21 protein-coding genes are annotated in these 18,027 nt (G+C 39.7%); 8 read left to right on the forward strand and 13 right to left on the reverse strand.

Annotated elements, in window-relative coordinates; translation table 11 throughout:
* Window positions 1–287 precede the first annotated feature (287 nt).
* Window positions 288–488, reverse strand: a complete 201-nt coding sequence (locus C9J12_RS30540) for a hypothetical protein (RefSeq protein ID WP_146150125.1) — start codon at window positions 486–488, stop codon at window positions 288–290.
* A gap of 82 nt (window positions 489–570) precedes the next feature.
* On the opposite strand from C9J12_RS30540, the gene C9J12_RS30895 reads away from it, so the two are divergent.
* Window positions 571–729, forward strand: coding sequence for a hypothetical protein (locus tag C9J12_RS30895; RefSeq protein ID WP_170111909.1), 159 nt, complete (start codon window positions 571–573; stop codon window positions 727–729).
* A 214-nt stretch (window positions 730–943) separates the two neighbouring features.
* On the opposite strand, the gene C9J12_RS28410 is transcribed toward C9J12_RS30895, so the two are convergent.
* The 5 genes from C9J12_RS28410 to C9J12_RS28425 form a co-directional block, all read right to left on the reverse strand.
* Entirely contained in the window at window positions 944–1,168 is a 225-nt protein-coding gene (locus tag C9J12_RS28410) for a hypothetical protein (protein WP_107245396.1), read from the reverse strand.
* Between the two features lie 32 nt (window positions 1,169–1,200).
* Window positions 1,201–1,470 carry a hypothetical protein gene (locus C9J12_RS28415; protein WP_146150126.1) on the reverse strand — a complete coding sequence of 90 codons (270 nt, stop codon included), beginning with the start codon at window positions 1,468–1,470 and terminating at the stop codon, window positions 1,201–1,203.
* Window positions 1,471–1,840: 370 nt separating this feature from the next.
* A complete protein-coding gene (locus C9J12_RS28420) occupies window positions 1,841–2,347 on the reverse strand; it encodes a hypothetical protein (protein WP_107246512.1) in 507 nt (168 codons plus the stop codon).
* 431 nt (window positions 2,348–2,778) lie between these two features.
* Window positions 2,779–3,033 carry a hypothetical protein gene (locus C9J12_RS30545; RefSeq protein ID WP_146150127.1) on the reverse strand — a complete coding sequence of 85 codons (255 nt, stop codon included), beginning with the start codon at window positions 3,031–3,033 and terminating at the stop codon, window positions 2,779–2,781.
* 368 nt (window positions 3,034–3,401) lie between these two features.
* Window positions 3,402–3,584 (reverse strand): TraY domain-containing protein, encoded by a 183-nt coding sequence (locus tag C9J12_RS28425; RefSeq protein WP_107246514.1) that lies wholly within the window; start codon window positions 3,582–3,584, stop codon window positions 3,402–3,404.
* A gap of 169 nt (window positions 3,585–3,753) precedes the next feature.
* On the opposite strand from C9J12_RS28425, the gene C9J12_RS28430 reads away from it, so the two are divergent.
* The 3 genes from C9J12_RS28430 to C9J12_RS28440 all read left to right on the forward strand — a co-directional run bounded on the left by C9J12_RS28430 (window position 3,754) and on the right by C9J12_RS28440 (window position 7,544).
* Window positions 3,754–4,377: an XRE family transcriptional regulator gene (locus C9J12_RS28430; protein WP_107246516.1), complete on the forward strand. Its 624-nt coding sequence runs from the start codon at window positions 3,754–3,756 to the stop codon at window positions 4,375–4,377.
* Window positions 4,378–4,825: 448 nt separating this feature from the next.
* Window positions 4,826–5,686, forward strand: coding sequence for a hypothetical protein (locus tag C9J12_RS28435; protein ID WP_193944718.1), 861 nt, complete (start codon window positions 4,826–4,828; stop codon window positions 5,684–5,686).
* A gap of 1,621 nt (window positions 5,687–7,307) precedes the next feature.
* Window positions 7,308–7,544, forward strand: coding sequence for a DinI-like family protein (locus tag C9J12_RS28440; protein WP_107246519.1), 237 nt, complete (start codon window positions 7,308–7,310; stop codon window positions 7,542–7,544).
* A gap of 308 nt (window positions 7,545–7,852) precedes the next feature.
* On the opposite strand, the gene C9J12_RS28445 is transcribed toward C9J12_RS28440, so the two are convergent.
* The 3 genes from C9J12_RS28445 to C9J12_RS28455 all read right to left on the reverse strand — a co-directional run bounded on the left by C9J12_RS28445 (window position 7,853) and on the right by C9J12_RS28455 (window position 9,595).
* The gene (locus tag C9J12_RS28445; RefSeq protein ID WP_227876500.1) at window positions 7,853–8,839 is read right to left on the reverse strand and encodes a DNA-binding protein; all 987 of its coding nucleotides are present in this window, start codon (window positions 8,837–8,839) and stop codon (window positions 7,853–7,855) included.
* Window positions 8,840–9,032: 193 nt separating this feature from the next.
* Window positions 9,033–9,335, reverse strand: a complete 303-nt coding sequence (locus C9J12_RS28450) for a type II toxin-antitoxin system RelE/ParE family toxin (RefSeq protein WP_011176797.1) — start codon at window positions 9,333–9,335, stop codon at window positions 9,033–9,035.
* Window positions 9,335–9,595 carry a type II toxin-antitoxin system Phd/YefM family antitoxin gene (locus C9J12_RS28455; protein WP_107246524.1) on the reverse strand — a complete coding sequence of 87 codons (261 nt, stop codon included), beginning with the start codon at window positions 9,593–9,595 and terminating at the stop codon, window positions 9,335–9,337. The genes C9J12_RS28450 and C9J12_RS28455 overlap by 1 nt, the downstream gene beginning before the upstream one ends.
* Before the next feature lie 125 nt (window positions 9,596–9,720).
* Here C9J12_RS28455 and C9J12_RS28460 point away from each other — a divergent pair, with 125 nt between their 5' ends.
* Window positions 9,721–10,260 carry a recombinase family protein gene (locus C9J12_RS28460; protein WP_107246527.1) on the forward strand — a complete coding sequence of 180 codons (540 nt, stop codon included), beginning with the start codon at window positions 9,721–9,723 and terminating at the stop codon, window positions 10,258–10,260.
* A 238-nt stretch (window positions 10,261–10,498) separates the two neighbouring features.
* Complete coding sequence (locus C9J12_RS28465) at window positions 10,499–10,789, forward strand: hypothetical protein (protein ID WP_107246529.1); 291 nt, start codon at window positions 10,499–10,501, stop codon at window positions 10,787–10,789.
* Window positions 10,790–12,229: 1,440 nt separating this feature from the next.
* Here C9J12_RS28465 and C9J12_RS28480 read toward each other — a convergent pair.
* Window positions 12,230–12,967, reverse strand: a complete 738-nt coding sequence (locus tag C9J12_RS28480) for a hypothetical protein (protein ID WP_107246536.1) — start codon at window positions 12,965–12,967, stop codon at window positions 12,230–12,232.
* Between the two features lie 1,089 nt (window positions 12,968–14,056).
* Here C9J12_RS28480 and C9J12_RS28485 point away from each other — a divergent pair.
* Window positions 14,057–14,830 carry an AbaSI family restriction endonuclease gene (locus tag C9J12_RS28485; protein WP_107246538.1) on the forward strand — a complete coding sequence of 258 codons (774 nt, stop codon included), beginning with the start codon at window positions 14,057–14,059 and terminating at the stop codon, window positions 14,828–14,830.
* A 471-nt stretch (window positions 14,831–15,301) separates the two neighbouring features.
* Here the strand turns inward: C9J12_RS28485 and C9J12_RS28490 are convergent, their stop codons facing one another.
* The 3 genes from C9J12_RS28490 to C9J12_RS28500 all read right to left on the reverse strand — a co-directional run bounded on the left by C9J12_RS28490 (window position 15,302) and on the right by C9J12_RS28500 (window position 17,151).
* Window positions 15,302–15,934, reverse strand: a complete 633-nt coding sequence (locus tag C9J12_RS28490; RefSeq protein WP_107246541.1) for a recombinase family protein — start codon at window positions 15,932–15,934, stop codon at window positions 15,302–15,304.
* Window positions 15,935–16,637: 703 nt separating this feature from the next.
* Window positions 16,638–16,922, reverse strand: a complete 285-nt coding sequence (locus C9J12_RS28495; RefSeq protein ID WP_107246544.1) for a type II toxin-antitoxin system RelE/ParE family toxin — start codon at window positions 16,920–16,922, stop codon at window positions 16,638–16,640.
* A complete protein-coding gene (locus C9J12_RS28500) occupies window positions 16,912–17,151 on the reverse strand; it encodes a CopG family ribbon-helix-helix protein (RefSeq protein ID WP_107246546.1) in 240 nt (79 codons plus the stop codon). Before C9J12_RS28500 ends, C9J12_RS28495 begins: the two co-directional genes overlap by 11 nt.
* Before the next feature lie 604 nt (window positions 17,152–17,755).
* On the opposite strand from C9J12_RS28500, the gene C9J12_RS28505 reads away from it, so the two are divergent.
* Window positions 17,756–17,998: a type II toxin-antitoxin system Phd/YefM family antitoxin gene (locus C9J12_RS28505; protein ID WP_107246549.1), complete on the forward strand. Its 243-nt coding sequence runs from the start codon at window positions 17,756–17,758 to the stop codon at window positions 17,996–17,998.
* Window positions 17,999–18,027: the final 29 nt, after the last annotated feature.

Raw genomic sequence — 18,027 nt, forward strand, 5'->3', positions numbered from 1 at the left:
CTGGCTGGCTGACCGCCAGCACAGCCGTACCGGCAAGAAGTAATAAACCTAGCTTTTTTGACATGGGTATTTCCTTTTTATAGTTGAAATATTATGTGTGGCTTCCTTACACATTCAGACTGACGGGAACAGTCAATCGCCTGCCCCGCGAGGGGAAGGTGTGATTAACGATGAATAAGGGGAGTCACTGATTTCGCATGCGAAACGTCTGTCTGCATAGCGGTGTTTTACGCATGAAAAAACGCCCTTTATCGAGATAAAGGGCGACACAAGTGTGTTAATAATGATTAGGTTGCGGCGTTGATACCTGTGCCGCACAGGTAATGACATGATGCGCTATCACATGATTCATTAGTGGTTAGGGTAACGTCATGGGTGTATTCATTCTGTTGACGCACTACCGATAGCCGTTTGTACGTCGTCATGGACAGATGATGGGGGGCACTCGCCCTATCGTCGTGAATACCGCGACCTGTTGGGTTTGACATCCGAGTGTTGCTGATAAAAAGCAAAGGGTTAATGGCTGATCACATAGACTTTCCTCCAAAGATGAATCGTTAAGTAGGATAGGTGGGGGCTCTCACTCCTATCCAGCGTCAATATCAGCCAGTGACAGTCCAAATGATTGAGCATCCCGCAGCGTTTCTATCTGGCGTCTTGCTCGGCATTGTCGCAGGCAATAGGCCGTATCACGAGCCGTTTGCTTTTTGGGTTGCGACCATGACGTAAGGTGAAAAGAATTCGTTTTTATTCATGTCAGACCTCCCTGTAAATAACAAAACGTCATCGTAATGGCGTTTTGTTATTAAAGACCACCGTTGTGAACAAGGACGTATATATAAGGCTAGTTGCTCATGTGTCAGGCCATGGGTTCGCGTTGCTCAGCAATGGCATGACACATCGAGCGTATAAATAAGGGGGTATTCTTCAATTGATAATCGTATTAGCCTTTTGGTTTGTGTTGCTGATTAACCCATTGGGCGGTGACATTGGATAATGTTTTCCCGTCTTTATTGCCAATCAATGCTTGCTGTATCATTTGTGTAAACGGGGCTTGTTCTTTAACGGCTTGAGTTGCTATCGACAGGGCCTGTTTATCTGCACCGTGTCGTGCACGAACTTGGGTTCGAAGTGCTGTTATTGCGTTGGACAGATTTTTTATTGCCATCTTATGCCGTTCCTTCTTAAATATCGAGCCAATCACATTGAATGTTGCTGTGTCATTTTTGTTAAATGACGGCGGTCAATGATTTCATTACTGACTAGCCAGTTAATTGTTTCTGCATCGACGCCGCCCTCGTTCTTTGCTATCTCGACAAGGCGGTTAATGTCATCCCCGATCCCCGCCACAATTTCTGTTGCCACCTCTGCTCTATCACAAAGTGCAATTGATTGGAGTGCAACGAGAATGCCTGATAGAAACGCATCCACTAGATTTTGCTTATTTTTAGTGTCATCGTGTTTATTCATTGCGATACCTCTTTTTATGATGGATGTCACCATTGATACGACTCTTTCAGGGAGGGATAGGTGCTAGGATCCCGCCCTTGATAACGCGAATAATAGGTAAGCTAAGACTAAGCGTATCAATGACTTGATGATGGCTTTTCAGTGATGAATAGGCGCATAATGTCGTTCCTTTAAAAAAGGGTGTGTAAATAAGGTTGATACTGTTATTTACCGTTCATTTTTATTTAGTTTAGTTTAATTTAATTACGAGGTTTATATGGCAAAAATGCGCCCTTGTGTTGTTTGTAATAAACAACTTGCTCCTGATGCAACCACTTGTCCTAATTGTGATACGAAAGATCCATTTCATACCAAGCGAAACAATAATATTTTAGCGGGCGTTGTCGGCGTTGCGATTATTGCTTACTTGGCGTTTGAGCATTTCGCTGGCGGTCTTAATTTCCTGGGCTAACTGAACCATTGATTGTTCGAGTTCACGTCTGCGGTATCCGTATAATCGTAGGCGTGAAAAAAAATGGTGATAAGCAGATTCGTAAGGTGGCGATCTTAAAGAAAAACACAACTCACTCTCGTTATTGTATTTTCCATAAATAACCCAATAAATAGGGCTAAATTGAGTTGCTGTCCATATCTGTTTATGTAAGTGTGTCGCTATATCTACAGGGGCTTTAAAGTACACATAAGGAGCTTCGATACGACCAAATAAATGACCGTGACAAGATGCTATTGTTTCAACATCGTCAATGTCATTGAGCATGTCAACGACGGTTTTTATATGTCTATCAATGACATGATAAGGTTGCTTGTATTGAATTATTGGGGCTATCGTAAGCTCGAAAAGCAAAGCTTTTATATTCTTTAATATATTGAATAGCATTGAGATGCCTTAATTAAGCGGTTTTTATTGATGAACGTGCTCGCTGTCTTCTTTTGTCTCATCCCTCGCCTTTAAATTGGATTAACTCGCCATAGTTTTTGGGGGTACTATCGACGAACCTCATCACTCCGGCTTGAGTGTTGCTGCCATGTAATGCTCTGAAACGAGTCAGTACACAAGCTTGGTTCCAGAGACGAAGTAACGCTTGCATGCTTCCCGACTCACTGGCTGACTCCCTTATCGTCGTGAATACATCGACCTTTGAGGGAGGGAATCGGTGTTAGGATGCCGTCATTGATAACGCTAATAATAGGTAAGTGTAAGCTAAGACTAAGCGTATCAATGACGGACTTATTGGGTGGTGTCTCTCTATAGTGAGCATGTGTATTGATCTTGTTTAAAGGTTAATACAGATACTTACTAACAACGTTTTAACGGCGGTGATAACCATAGTAAGGCCATGTTCTTTGTCTGGATTTTGTTTTGCACAATGCGCCATCTTTATTGATGGAGTACCGTATCCCCACTTTTAACTGATGGGTGGATTCCGTTAATAGTATCGTGTTTTGTAACACTGTACCGATGAATGCACTCATCAAATACTTCTTGCGTACAGCCAGTCGTACCGCGTTATTGACGCGCTTGTTTGGCAAGTAAGTGATACGTTTGTTTAGTAAATGGTTCATATCAAGTCCCTCTCGATTTAAATTGGATAATAAAGACTCCGTTCACACATGAATGGTTTAGTCGGAGTTATAAACCAATTCCGCCAAGACGTTTCCGCCCTTGGATGTGCTGATGCCGTGGCATCTATGAACTTTTTTGTGATCACACAGGGCTTCATATTTGGTCTCATTGACTACGGTCTTATCAGCATTTCACAATGCGTATTTTCGTTAACCTCCACGTTCTATATTTTCTCAAGTTATGAAGTAGAAGCGGCACGAGTAGTTGAGGCAACCCATCCAAGTGTTTTATTGAAGCAACACTCTTTGGCTTTCAAGTTGTTAAAGAGCGAATCCCTATTAGGGATTTTTTTACTTAAAAAAACAGATCATTGCTTTTCTGTTGTCGTTTTTTCAGTCCACTCACCACCGAAACGTAAAAGATGATCTTTAAGTCTTGCGGCGGCTTCATGACGTTTACAACGCATGTTCTTTTTGGCTGAACGTGTGAGCATATTGCTGCATTTGACGTCCATCAATACATTGACTGAAATGTACTTTTTCTGGGTCATACTCAGCTCCTTTGTACTGCTAAAGGAGTACTGTATGGATGATCATGGTGAGAATATTAATTTATAACGCAGAAGAAGTAAACAATAAAACCATGAAAAGTAAACAATAAAACCACTAAAAGGGACTGTGTTTAACAATACAAGTTTGTTTTATCTTTAAAATAAAAGGATGAAATTTGCAGATAGATTGAAAAGCAAGCGTAAGCTTCGAGGCTTAACGCAAAAAATGATTGCAGAGGCAATAGGTGTTTCTAAGGTTGCGGTTTCAAGATGGGAACTTGGGCATAGTGTTCCAACAGGAGATACATTAAATTCTTTAGCGAAATATATTTCATGTGATCCTGAGTGGCTATTAAGTGGCAGACAAAGCGAATGCAGAGATGTTGTCATGGTTAGATATTGTTATGACATCAAAGCAGCTGCAGGTAATGGTTATATGAATGATAGTGATGAGCAGGAGTTAATGCCTATACCTAAAGCTGTTATTGATAAACAAACCAATAAAAAATCAGTATGTTGTATTAAAGTTTCAGGAAACTCTATGGAACCAGTTCTTAGCAATGGTTCTGTTATCGCACTAAATCCGCATAAACAGATTGTACATGATGGAATGATGTATGTTATTAGGCAAGGGGACTTATTGCGTGTGAAAATTCTTATAGAAACACCAAATGAAATAATTATACGAAGCTACAATAAGGATTTTTGTGATGAAATTTATAAAAAAAATGAAGGTTCTGATTTTGAAGTGATTGGTCAAGTATTTTGGTATTCATCGTGTATTAATATCTAACAACGAAAGTAAACAAAAAAATCAATATTTGTGGTTCATTCTTTTATCTTTGTTGCTATAATTGGCTCATAGTTTGAAGCTAAAAGTGCATTACATAGCACATTACTACATAGTTTTCTATGTAGTGTATTTTTCAAATTAAGAATGTGTTGGACCGTCAATCCAACTAAATAGCATTCGCAGAAAAAGCCGATTGCCTTTGCAGGATCGGCTTTTTTTGTATCTGAAATTTTCGTAAACAATAACAATTTGATCTTTATGATTTTTTGCAGTAGATTGATCCTAATGTTTGGGGTGACACTCAAACAGACCCTTTAAACTGCAAAGAACTTTATTATGACATTACATTATTGTTGTCCCTCATTGCTCCAAAAATCTAGACACTATCTCTATCACCATAATGCCCTAGCGTATGCTGCTTTGTGTACTTATGTTGAGGATGTGTGTCATGACATTCGCTGAATCTTCAACGTCGATCCCACAGCCAGCACCCGTCACGCCGAATAAGGGCGAATATGATGCCGAGTACCGTGCTAAGCGTAAGTTACGCAAGCAAGCGTTAATCGAGCTGCATCATGACGTGGTTGAGCGCGAAAACCAAAAGCTGCAAGGCCAGGACAAACCCACCAACTTTACTATTGGCTTTCGTGCGAGACGATTACTGAGAAATGGTGACGTTGAAACACTGCCCCAGGAATTTGCCCGTATTCTAAAAGGGTGTGAAGAGTTTATCGAGAACCCGAATCGATTTCCTTCACTGCGTGCTTGGTGTGATGCGACCAATAATGTTCAATCACGACGTCTTATCGCTAAGGTACTTGCCTGTATCTTGCCGAATACCGATCTGATTGGTGGCCGTGTCGGTATTCCGACAGAAGCGGGCATTAGAACGATTAGCTATGATCAGTTACAAGAAGACTATGCGCTTCGGTTCGGTGAGTTCATTTCCCCGAACAGCTTCAAAAAAGCGATTCAACACTTAGGCCACGCCGGTTACTTTCATTCCGAACGCATCAATGTGTGTGTGGATAAGAAGGGCGGTACAGTGCGTAGTGCGGCGGCATTCAAGCAATTTACCGAACGTTTCTTTTCTGATCTGAAAGTTGTGCGTTATAGCAATATCTGTCAGATGATCATTGCCACAAGAGAGCGACAGAAGAAGAAAGGATTACGGTTCTTTTGGGTGGCTCGACGTCTCTTGATGGAAGGGGTGCAGCAAATCTTCAATGCTTCGACACTCGACGACTATGCTGACACGACCTCTACGGTGTTTTCTGCCTACCAACAACCTCAGCAAGTCCCATTATAGCAATCTTAACGTATCCGCGAGAGCGGAGGATTCTGCACGCCCGAACCTTTTTGAACGACCTTTCTTCCTCTATCTCCCCCTTTAGCTCTATGTAGAAGTGTGATCTCCCTCGGTTTATCCTTCGATGTTCTTAACATCAAGACCATAAAAAACTTATTCACAAGAAAAGTGGTGCAAGAAATAAGCCCTAGAAAGCTGTCCAATAAAAGCACTCAATAACAGGTGTAAGTTAGAAGACTCTGTAGTTAGATAAATACTAAGATAAATATAAAAATAAATAGTAAAAAAACAACAGCACGCAGCAAGCTGCTATCAAGTACCTCCCCTTCAATTACCAACCTATATCGACCAATTAGCTTCTACGCCTAATTGAACGGGCCCCATCGAGGTAATCTAATCATTCAATAATTTCTTTACGACCTCAATCCTGAAACCATAAAGAACGCGTGGTAACTATCTTTTGTCATCCGACATTTTAACTTTTTATTTATTTCAACCCTTAGCAGAGAAAGAGCCGCTTTGCAGAAAGGAGAAGGGATAAATATCGCCACATTCGCACTGAAACGCATCAGAAGCGGTTAATTCAATCTCAGTGGTAGTTTGCCTAGTATATTTCGCTGCGCTCAATATAAGAGTGTAGGCGTGTTTATATTTACCTATGATCTTTTTGATCAGTGAAGATCATTTTATATGACATTAAGAGTGACGCTGTAACACATTAAATCAATCACTTTTAGACGTATGAGATGTGACATGGAGCTGTTGCGTTTAATAATACTGTATATATAATCACTGTGGTTATATACAGTATTGATTGAAGGTGTTATAGGGGTATAAGGTGCAACGGAACGAAAAACTATGATAAGAATTTTCTTACCACCTTCAGCCCTCCCTTAAGATCGTGATCTTCCACTCAAATAGCCCATTTAAGTAGCCAAAATAAACCTAGCCAATTTAAGTCGGTATTTCCATTTATTGGCTACGGTAATACACTGGGTCAAGTGACCTATACCCTAAGTGTCTACTCGCTTGTAAGTTATTACGTAACATGGAAGCGCTAGGCCAATTAACCTTAAATACTTGGTTATTAACTATGTTTCAGACCTGATAGGCAATGAATAACGTAGATCTAGATTTTGTTGCGAACATCCTGAAAAATCAAAATGGTCAACCTCCCTCTATACTTCACAAAATATTGATTTATAAGGAAGTATTTTCCTTATCATAGTTTTTCGTTCCGTTGCACCTTATACCCCTCATCCGACAGGAAGATATTTCACTCATTTCAACCTTCATCAGAATAAGAACAGCTTAGCAGGGAGAAGAAGGGGGTAAATTACTGCTGTATTGGCACTGAAACGCACCAGAAGCGATTAATTCATGCTTAGGGGTAGTTAGCTTAGTATATTTCACTGCGTTCAATATAAGAACGTAAGCGGGTTTATATTTACCTATGCTCTTTGTCGATCGGTGAAGGCCATTTAAGATGAGATTAATAGTGACAATGTAACACGTTAGATGAATCACTTTTAGACGGCTGATATGTGATATGAATCCGTTACTTTTAAACATGCTGTGTATATAATTACTGTAATTATATACAGTATTTTTAAGGTGTTGTATGAACATTGAATTGATGGTGAATAAAACGGGCCTCCCTGATAAAGGGTTTCCAAAGCTCGAAAACGAATTTAATCGTCGTATATTGTCACGTTGGCCGGAAGCGATTATTCGCGTTCGTAAAGGGAACAACAATGTATTAACTGTACTCAGGGCATCGAGTACCGATAAAAAATTAGTCAGTCAATTACTTGAAGAAATGTTTGATGAAGCAGATGAATGGCTTGATGAACATTAATGTCACATTGGTGGGTTAATGATCACTGTTTTGGGGCAATCTGCGGGTTGAGCGAGACAAAAAGTATTGGTTGCCTCGCAGGCTTTTACTTATGATGAATATCATGACTGCGTTTTCTTTTTAGGGCTCTCTGACTAAAAGAACGGTTTGTCACCAGGCTCCTCTGTAACCCTTGGTATCACTAGGCTGCAGCCAAAAAATCGATTTTAAAACTTACCGGAAGATGCTAAATAACCCATTTAATTTAAAATCTACTGAATACCGACAGTTAAAAAACGCCAAAATTTACCACAGAGACCCTTAGACCTTTATTTCTTGCTCAAACCCTGCAAATACCGACCAATTTCACCATCCAACACGTTACGCAATTCAATATTATCGTTCTTAAGGTTGTTAAAGCCTTGTTGTGATTCAGATAGCTGAACTTTCAACTCATCAATAACATTACGCGCATCTTTCAGTTCGGCACCTAGTGCAGACTCAGATACTCTTGCATCGGTTAGCGCATGACGGGTTTCAGAAACATGATCGCTATATTCACGATTACTCACTTTTAACTCAGCAATTTGGCTTTCAAAATTACCTAATAGACGTTCACTGGCTTTCAGCTCAGCCGACGCGGAGGCGAGTTGCTGCTTGCTTTCATCATGCTTGGCTAACTCAGCAATCAAGTTATGCTGGCTGCTGGATAGGTTGTCATTTGATTGGGTAAGCGCTTGCTTCAGTTCATCCACCTGAGCATTTAGACTAGCCACTTCCACAGCATGCTGGTTTATTTTCTCTTTATTGGTGCTCTGCTCACGAGATAGTTCAAGTTGTGAGGCATCTAACTGTTGGCGTAATGTGGCACGCTCATCGATGGACGCATCACGCTCTGATTCCAGTTGGCGAACTCGTGCTTCCGTTTCTTTTAAGCGCTGCTCGGCCACATCAACTTTACTCAGTACCTCTCGAACAATGGCTTCTTGTTCTTCATGATCAGATTGGATAGTCAGTTGGTGTTGTTCAATCAATGAATTGGCCGCTTTCTGTGCCGCACTCCAAATGATTTTCATGGCATCACCCATGGCATCCTGAGCATTATTGGGCAAGATGATCTCTTCTGGCAATGCAGCTTTCATCGCAAGCTGACCCGCATCAGATCCTTCCCACACTTTCAAGTGCTTCTGGATCGTGCTGTAGCTACCCACCCCCAAGGATTTATGGACTTTGAGTACTGTTGGCTTTTCACCTTGCTCAACAATCCGATTTGCCGTAGTAAATACATTTTCTACTGTTACTTTTGCCGCAACCATCCACCTTCTCCCCGCCAAAATACCCATTTAAACCATTGTATAAAAAACACTCATCATTGTAAATTCATAATTATGGTATTTACTGTAATTATCGTAATTACAGTTAGTAATTTCAGTCACTCTTTTTGGAAATTTGATAAAGCCCCAAGCACGTTGAGGGTCTACATAAAAAGGCGAAAAATTAAGGAGTAAGCTAGTTAATGATTTCGAAATGCTTTTGAGGGGACATCGACTTGCCTAGCACGGCAACAATGACAATTTGTGTCGGTTGCTGAATGTAGTAGATGACATGATGTTTAAGAGGGAAACGAAAATAGTTATCGCCTAGATCTAAGGTTTTGGCCCCAATCGCTGGGTTTTCAGCCAGCAGGATCATCGTCGACTTAAGCTCTGCAAAGTAGCCTTTCCACTGAACTTGTCCCCATTTATCTAGCGTGTATTGTCGAATATCAATGAGATCTGTTTGGGCGCCAGTTGACAGTACATATTTGCTCATTAGTCCAACATGTCCTGTTCTAGTTGGTTAAAAAACGTTTCGCCATCGACAAGGTTATTGTCAGCAATGTCTTTGTCTGCGGCAGCAAAGCGCATTTTTACAAATTGCAGTTTTAAGGCTTCTAGTTGAGCATATTCTTCACATGACATGACGACAGCGACAGGTGAACCGTTCTTACAGATCTGTACTGGCTCACGTTGCACTTTCATGAGTAGATCACCAAATTTAGTTTTGGCGGCATTGGCCGTTAAAGATTGCATAAGTCATTTTCCTGTTTATTTGTTTATTTGTTTATTTGTTTATTATGAACGAATCGAACGATTCGTTCAAGAGGGTGACAGTGCGCACAAAGGTGTACCTTATTGAACGGTTTTAGAGGATTAATATGAACATTGGCTATGCACGGGTGAGTAGCAACGATCAGTCGCTAGATATTCAACACCAACAACTCACCCAATTCGGCTGCGAGAAAATGTTCAGTGACAGTGCCAGTGGCAAAGATTCCGATCGTGCACAATTAACCGCTTTGCTCGATTACGCCCGAGAAGGAGATGTGATCCATGTGATGAAAGTCGATCGGATAGCACGTAACACCATCGATGCGTTAAACATTGCCGATACTCTCGCCAACAAAGGCGCAGGATTAGTGTTCCATGATTTGGGTGATGTAGATATTAACAGCGACAATGGTCGTGTTATTTACACCACCATTTCAGCCTTTGCTGAAATGGAACGAAAACGCATCTTGCAGCGCTGCAATGAAGGCAGAACCAAGGCCAAAGCAGAAGGGAAGCATTTAGGGCGCCATGCTGATTTAAAACGGCATCAACAAATACGGGAACTGGCAGAGAATGGGATGAATAAGCATGCCATCAGCAAAGAGTTGGGATGCAGCCGGACGACGGTGTATAGCGTGCTTAGTTGAGGTCAATGACCGTTTGATGTAATAAAGTCTTTGAAATCGGAATGTTCAAAATCACCTTGAAAATAGCTCTCAAAGCGTCACAAACTTTCAATCATCCGCTTGAGTTAGATTGATTAATGGGCGGTATGGCCTTCTGAGGCTCTGTATCACATATTTTTCAGTGTGGTGCGTGTAGCATATGGAGATATACGAACTGAGTTTATTGAATGCAATGTTAGGTTACGATAAGGAGAGCATAATGGAAGTTAAGTTGGCAGAACAGTACATTGCAGAAGTGCTGAAAGAAAAGTTTGGTTGTGAATTTGAGGTTTGCAATGCAGATAGACATCTTAGCTATAGAAGCACTGATTATGACTTTTTATTCCCAGTTGGTTTGACGTATGAACCTGGCGAACAATCATTGAAACGTAAGGTTAATCGCTGGCTGTCTCGTGATGAGGGTGTAATCAAACCAAATAGCCATATTATTTACAATGGAAGTGGAGAAATACAATCAAGTTCAGTGATTGGTGGTGAGCGTTTTTCATGATTTTGGCTTGTTAGTTATGGCGTAGCGTCTTGGACTTCAACCCCCGTAACAGGAACTAACCATACCAGAATGTGGGTTAACAGTTGCAACACTAAAGCTACGTGGTCTTTTGATATGGTTAGGTGATCCGGTAGCTATTGGCATCCCGAGATGGGTAAAGCGATTCAAAATAGAACAACCGAGCAACACTTCCTTTGACTGATTTTCAAACCCTCTGCTGTGTAATGTATTGCCGATGATCTTCTTGTATCGTTGCATGGCAGTTTCTGAGATATTCCTTTTTCCGTACTGCCGCACGTTCTGTCAGCCAATAATGCCAAGGGCGAAGCAACCTACCAGGTTGTATTGTCTTTCGGGGGGATAGGATGACAGCATTCTATATAAATCTATATGGCACGTAAAATACCACCGATTTCCATGGTATAATTAATTTTCAACTTGTTAAAATCGCCACGCACTCTCTAATGGTAGCGGGCATTACGACATTTGTTAATAAGTTCCACAAGGATAATAAAATGAAAACTTTCACTACAACGTCCAATATTGGAGGTATCACAGAGTAATATAGAAGACTTCGTGTGTATTCAGCACGACCCTTCCTGTATACCTCCGTCATTGGTCAACAAATAAAACTACCCACTACCAATGGAGGGGCAACTATGCTCGCAACTTATATGATGAGTCTACTTGGCACAATCACAGCAGTCACATTAACATCTATATATTCAATCGCTTACAAATATAAAAGTCTTTACATTAAACTACGTACGGTGATTATATACGCTTTTATACTTGTAATTTCATCCGCATCATTTTACCTACTGTATCCTTTAGTAAACAATATTAAAGATGACTATATTTATAAGTATTTCAATGGAAACGTATATGAATTACTAATTGTAATTATATCCATGATTCTGACACTGTTCTTTATCTTACATTCTCTAGATCGTCTTAATAAGATTGATTGATATATCAATAACAGAAAGGCTGAACATTGCGAAAGCCTTTCTGAAACTATATTTGCGAATATCATATTAAATTCATCGCTTAAGAGCTCACCAAGATTATGACGTTAGCATTCGAGTTAATGAATTCGCTCTCTAAAGAAGAATAAAATTTACCATAATACCCGTAATGTGCCTCGTGGATAAACAACAGGTGGACAGTGGATGTTAGCACTAAAGTAAAAAGTCTGTTGAATCGAGGTGTTCGGATTCAATCAGCCGTTGCGTGTGGCATTACCAGTAAAGGCACATGGCGAAGTTCAAAGACACCGGGAATACAGCAAGCATTATCCAATGCTTACCTAAGATCTCAGGGATTGGTTGAACTACGTGATGGATGGATTAGGCTTCACCATTTTAAGTGAAACGCCCTGTGCAGATCCGCATTCAGGGTGTTATGGGGGCTGAGAGTTAAAGGCCCTCGGCTACCCGATTATGTGTTTTCAGCTTGTTGATTTAGCCAACTTAAGTATCTATTCATTCCCGTAATTGTTTCACTGAGCCATTTGTTTGCAAATGAATATTTATTTATAGAATCTGTAGCTTCTACATTTCTAAGATGTGAGTTAATAACTAGGCGATTAGTTTGATAGATAGGAACGATGACCCGATCATTGTCAAATAACTCTCTTCTAACACCTGCAAAGTCATAAATTTTCTTGGGCATTATAATAATGTCAGGATTTAATATTTCTAAATCACTCTTTACAAGCTCAAAGCTTTCCTTAAGATATTTCAACTTACCTGCATAGTCCTCATTGGTCTCGGAGGCAATCGAATATTTTCCAAAATTAACAGTGGCTATTTCTTCAATAAAATCTCTTGGCTCAGTTGAAAATACATCATCATGCCCCTGCATTGCCAAAATAAATCTTGATGCAGTCAACAACGAACCGTCACTAATAGGTGTCATATGAATATTTTTAAAAAATTTGCTTTTTGCTTCTATTTGCCTATTGCGTAAATAGTTATTTTCAGTAATTTCATTACTATTACCTAAATGAGTCAAATTCTCTGCACTGCCAAGTACAAGGCATTTCACAGGCATTTTTTTATAGTTATTTCCTACGAAAGGAATCGCAGGTTCTATATCTACAGACCAACTAGGTGCACCATTACGTGTATGGATTGAACGATACTTCTCTTCTAATGCTACTTCTATTTCATTCATAACAACCTCTATTTACACTGACACATAACGCTGACATAAGTGGCAAAAAAGCTGGCTATACTTTGTGAGGAACGAACAAAAGCCAGCTGTTTTTTTTTTGTCCATTTAATGGCCTTGTGTACGCCCAGTATGGGCATGAACTAATGAGGTGAAAGTCCTCTGTAGGAAAATCACCCTTTAATATTCAACTCGTTGATATTAAATGTTAACTACTAGCGAATGGCAAGGGTTTTTCCGCGAGGAACTGTCTGAAGGAAGCCGCGAGCAAAACTGCGAGCTGATGAACAAGAATATCATATGAGGCGTAGGTCAGAGGCGAGTTGGCACAAGACGACGAAGCCAAGTGATTTAATGACCACCGTAAATGATGCAGTTGCGCAGTGAAAGTCCATGTCCATATCTGGGGAGATCTGCTTAACATGCGATCGTTAACCTAACCAGTTTGGCCTCTGGTTCAACAGGTCTGGCGTGTAAGCGTCATCAACTTACGCGAGCGAAACCGATGAACAACGATAGCGCTTTACGAGGTAACTCGTTAAGTGATTAAGCAGAAGTCAGCAGACGGCATAGTAGCCAAATGCCCATCGTAATGGTTGGGACACGGTGAGGGCCTGAACCTAGAGGTTAATGAGGAGTCTGTGCAACTCAACATGCTATATCCGACCGGACTTTAGGCATGGGGGCATTGATAATACAGTAGCCAGCATTGGGGGAAGTAGGAGCTAATCGGCCAACTTTCTTTAAACATTTTTGGGAAACGCCCTGTGCGGATCCGCATGCAGGGTGTTGTGGGGGCTGAGGGCTAGAAACCCTCGGCTACCCGATTAAATGCGAAACTTATCAATGCAATATTTAGTTTGATCTTCTATTAATGGGTCTGTTGCAAAAAATTTAACCAAGGCTCAGAATCCCTTCTTTTCCCCCTCGAATCTAGCGACTTAATGACCAAGCCAGAATTCAAATGGAAACACTTTGCTCCTGATATGGGTTTGTTGCAAATAATCAGACAAGGCAAGCCTAGTTGAAGAAATTAGGCGACAAAAATTATATGATAAATATAGACCGCAATACTATCAAAAGAGCCTATAAATGAGCACGTTAATAGAAGAGTTTATTTTCAACAATACCAGAACTAGCCATAAACGCTGGGAATCTATGGTTATGTATTCACTGCATTATTCCTTGAGAGACGTAGAATTACTTTCACAGTTCTCCGCTGGTCCATACTTAATTGATGGTTATTTTCCTGATCTCAATCTTGCTATTGAGATTGACGAGCCTTACCACCAAAGAACTAAAGAATTAGATGCAATACGGGAAGCTGAGATTAAAGAAATTTTAGGCTGTGAGTTTTTCCGAATTGATGTGCAAGAATCAGTATACGAACAAGTAGACAAATTAATTACACTCGTCAGAGAAAGAAATCCAAAACAATGGATAATCCCTCAAAAGATTCGAACAGAAAGTGACGGAGAGTATTCAAAAGAACACCTTTCTAAACTTAACGATGCTAACGCATTCGAGTTTATCAGGGGGCTTAGAGAAGATATTGAAGAAGCAGGAATTCATACTGAAAGTGGTGATTCTCAACACAGTGCAAAACCAAGTAATGGTATGCTCGGATTTTTAGCATGCTTTGACGGATTAAAATTAACCGTGTTCATTCGGGCATCTTGCAAACCTAAAATAATAGTACAAAGTTACGACACTACAATAATTGAAAAGCTAGGTATTATATTATCAGACCGTAAGAATCCAAAATTACCATATTGGAATATCATTGGTATGGAGAAGCCATTAAGCAGGGAAGAAACGATTTTGTTCCTCAAAGAAATTTCTCGTAAGTTAAACAGTTTTAAATAGCCATTTAAAAAGGACAAACCTACAGCTCACTTGCACATAGCCGCTTTAAGCGGAATAAAATAGTTGGCTAGACTTGTTGAGGCACGAAACATGGCCAACTGTTTTAGTTCCGTTTAAATGCCTTGTGTACTATTCAACGAACAAAGATCGCGTGTATCTTGCTCGTATATTCTTTTTTGAATTATCTTACCTATGTACTTATAAACAAAAATAACTTTCATCTGCCATCTTATAAGTAGAGATAAATATACGATCAAGTATCGTATGTCACGATTCATATCATGTCACTATCTAACTGATTAATTTGATTTTTTACATCAATGCAATTTGACGAGAAAATCAGGGAATTGCTGAAAGTATGTATTAGAACAAGCGAAAAGTAACATCGAATCTAATTCTGTTACTGTATCACGGCATCGAATCTGAACATGCGCTCAGCAGAACCTAAGCTTGTGTCCCAATAAGTGTTTTTCATTCAGGCTCATTTGCTTTGTATCTTTTAGCGACCCTAATTACTGTTCGGTATGATACGTCAGCGAGTTTAGCTGTATCAGCAATACTGAGTCCGTTTATTACACGCAGTTTGTAAATTTGTTCGTGTTTATTTAAATCAGCCTGTCGCCCTCTGAATTTACCGTCATTCTTTGCTTTTTCTATGCCTTCTTTTTGGCGGCGACGGCGATCTTGGTAGTCTTTACGTGCAATCGCAGCCAGCATATCTAACATCATATTATTAATGGCTCTGAGCATTGCATTTGTGAACTCATCATTAATATGTGCTGAAAGGGCTGTATGACTGGTTGGTAAATCAAGACTGATAATTTTAAGGTTCTTTTCTTGGATAAGTGCTTTGAGTGTGATCCAATCTTCGTCATTGAGACGAGAAAGGCGATCGACTTGTTCAATTAAAATTGCATCACCTGGTGCTGCATCATCGAGTAAACGCATGAGTTCAGGTCTTTTTAAAGATGCCCCTGAAACATTCTCCCAATACCAGCTAGCAACACGATGATCTTTTTCTTCAACAAAAGACTTTAAGCTGCTCTTGGCTCTTTGTGCATCTTGTTCGTTAGTTGATGCTCTTAAATACCCAAATATGTACATAATGCCTTTAAAGTGCCACTTAAGTGATGACAATATTATATATGACATATAGGTTATGACATATACATTTAAACAAGCAAAATTCACTACTGACAAATAGGTATACGTAAATGTCATATTGTTTTCTGATTGATGGCGTATTACTGATTGTCTTTGGCGATTAATCGGTTTTGATAATTAATTTGGTGATTTTGATTGGTATTGTTGACTGATGATAAAGGTTGCAGTTTAACTATGATTTGTGTGTGAGCTTCAGGAGGGGAAGTTAAATATGTAATTCAAAAAATAGTGTTTTTCTATTCGGGTGTGTTCGAAAAACCGCTACGCCTTAACGTTTCTTTTCGAATTTTTTTTTGTGAAAAATACCGCCCATTCGATATAATGACTACTGATTTTTAGTCGTGAAGATATTTTTGTCTATAGTCAGAAGCTTTTGCGAAAATCACCATTAAGGCAACAAGAATGATATGCTTTTTGGGGTTATTTTGAGAAAAGAGAGCGTGTTTTTTAATCATGGATAAAGTTCTTAAATTGGAAAGTAAAAGATTAGCACGAGAAATATCAATTCGAACACGGGTTAAGTTTTTAAGGTTTTATTATAAATTTTATGACTGTGATTTATTATGCCCTCCGAAGTGATAATCACAGAAAGGCAGCCATGAGAATGTCGCCAAATGGTGACATTCTTAGTTTCTAGTACTGATTACCAATAAGCAGGGGGATTCATGCGAGTAGGAAAAACTCTCAAAATCTCAATGCGATTGTTTTTTACTCGGTAAGGTATGAGGTATGGGAATTGTTGTAACACCAATTCTCTAGTCCCGAAAACTCGACCAGTTCTCCCCATCGAAGGATTTTCTTTGAGGAGGGTTGTAAAAGAATGAACCTCTTGCATGAAATTTTGAGCAGCTTGAGGATTGTGTTCGTTAAGATATTCCGCAGCACTATCAAGGTTTTTTAAGGCGTTTTCTAGCCACTTAATTTCCATTCACACCCCATTTGGAAAAAGTAGCATGCACGTCCTCTTCACTAGCAAACTGTCCAGCGTCAGCTTCTCTTATTGCTTCGTTTATCTCGTTTATTTGCCATAATTCTCGCGTTAAATAGTCTTGAATGGCTTGATTCGCGATCCATGATTTGGTGCGTCCTGTGGACTCTGCCAGTTTAGCTAGTTTTAGTTCGACATCTTCAGGGATACGGACTGACATTGATGGCATGTTAAGTTCCTTTTGTATTACATAGAATACATTGTAATACAAAAGGCCGGTTTATCATAATGAACCTTTTAAAAGAGTATTGATAACGAGAAGGTCGCCAAGGCGGTCTTCTCGCTGTCACTGTTATTTTGTGTCATGAAAAATACACGATTATTCATCTATCCATTTAATAAATGTTAGAGATTAATTCTGAGGTGACAGCCACATAGATACTCTAAATTCATAACCTATAGGTCACAGACGGCATGGCATATATTATTTTGATTGATATTAGAATACCAATTGCTAATATCGATTAATTGGTTTTGACGATTAAATTTCCGATTTTTAACCTTATTATTTATTAATGGATAAAAAAGACTTTTAACGAAATAATTGAAAATATTGGTTTTGTTATTTGCATGATAAGTGATAAAGTCTAAATTTAGACCATATTTGGGTTTCTGCTTAAGCGGTTGTATAGTAGATGTTGTGAGTAGGCGTTAGATCTGCCGCTGAATACCGATCTACGTGACAATTAGTTTTATAAGCACTCAGTAAGCAATCTCGGTTGTAGATATGAGTCAACAAGTGATGAATAAATGAAAGAGTGAGTGATTTAATTATGGCAACTGAAACAGTCAGTTTTTTGAAAAAAAATGCGGCGGATCTGCCTCTCAATGAACCTTTGACTATTACACAAAACGGTAAACCTGCTTATGTAGTTGAGTCTTACGAGCAACATCAGCGCAAAGAGCAGGCGATTGCGTTGCTTAAACTGGTTAGCTTTGCTAAGTCTGATGTGGCAAACGGTTGTGTAATGTCTTCAGGAACGTTGAAAGAGCGACTAGCGGCTCGTAAACAATAAGGCGAGGCTCTTTTAATGGCACAACCTGA

The organism is Photobacterium frigidiphilum (assembly GCF_003025615.1).
Lineage (GTDB): Bacteria > Pseudomonadota > Gammaproteobacteria > Enterobacterales > Vibrionaceae > Photobacterium > Photobacterium frigidiphilum.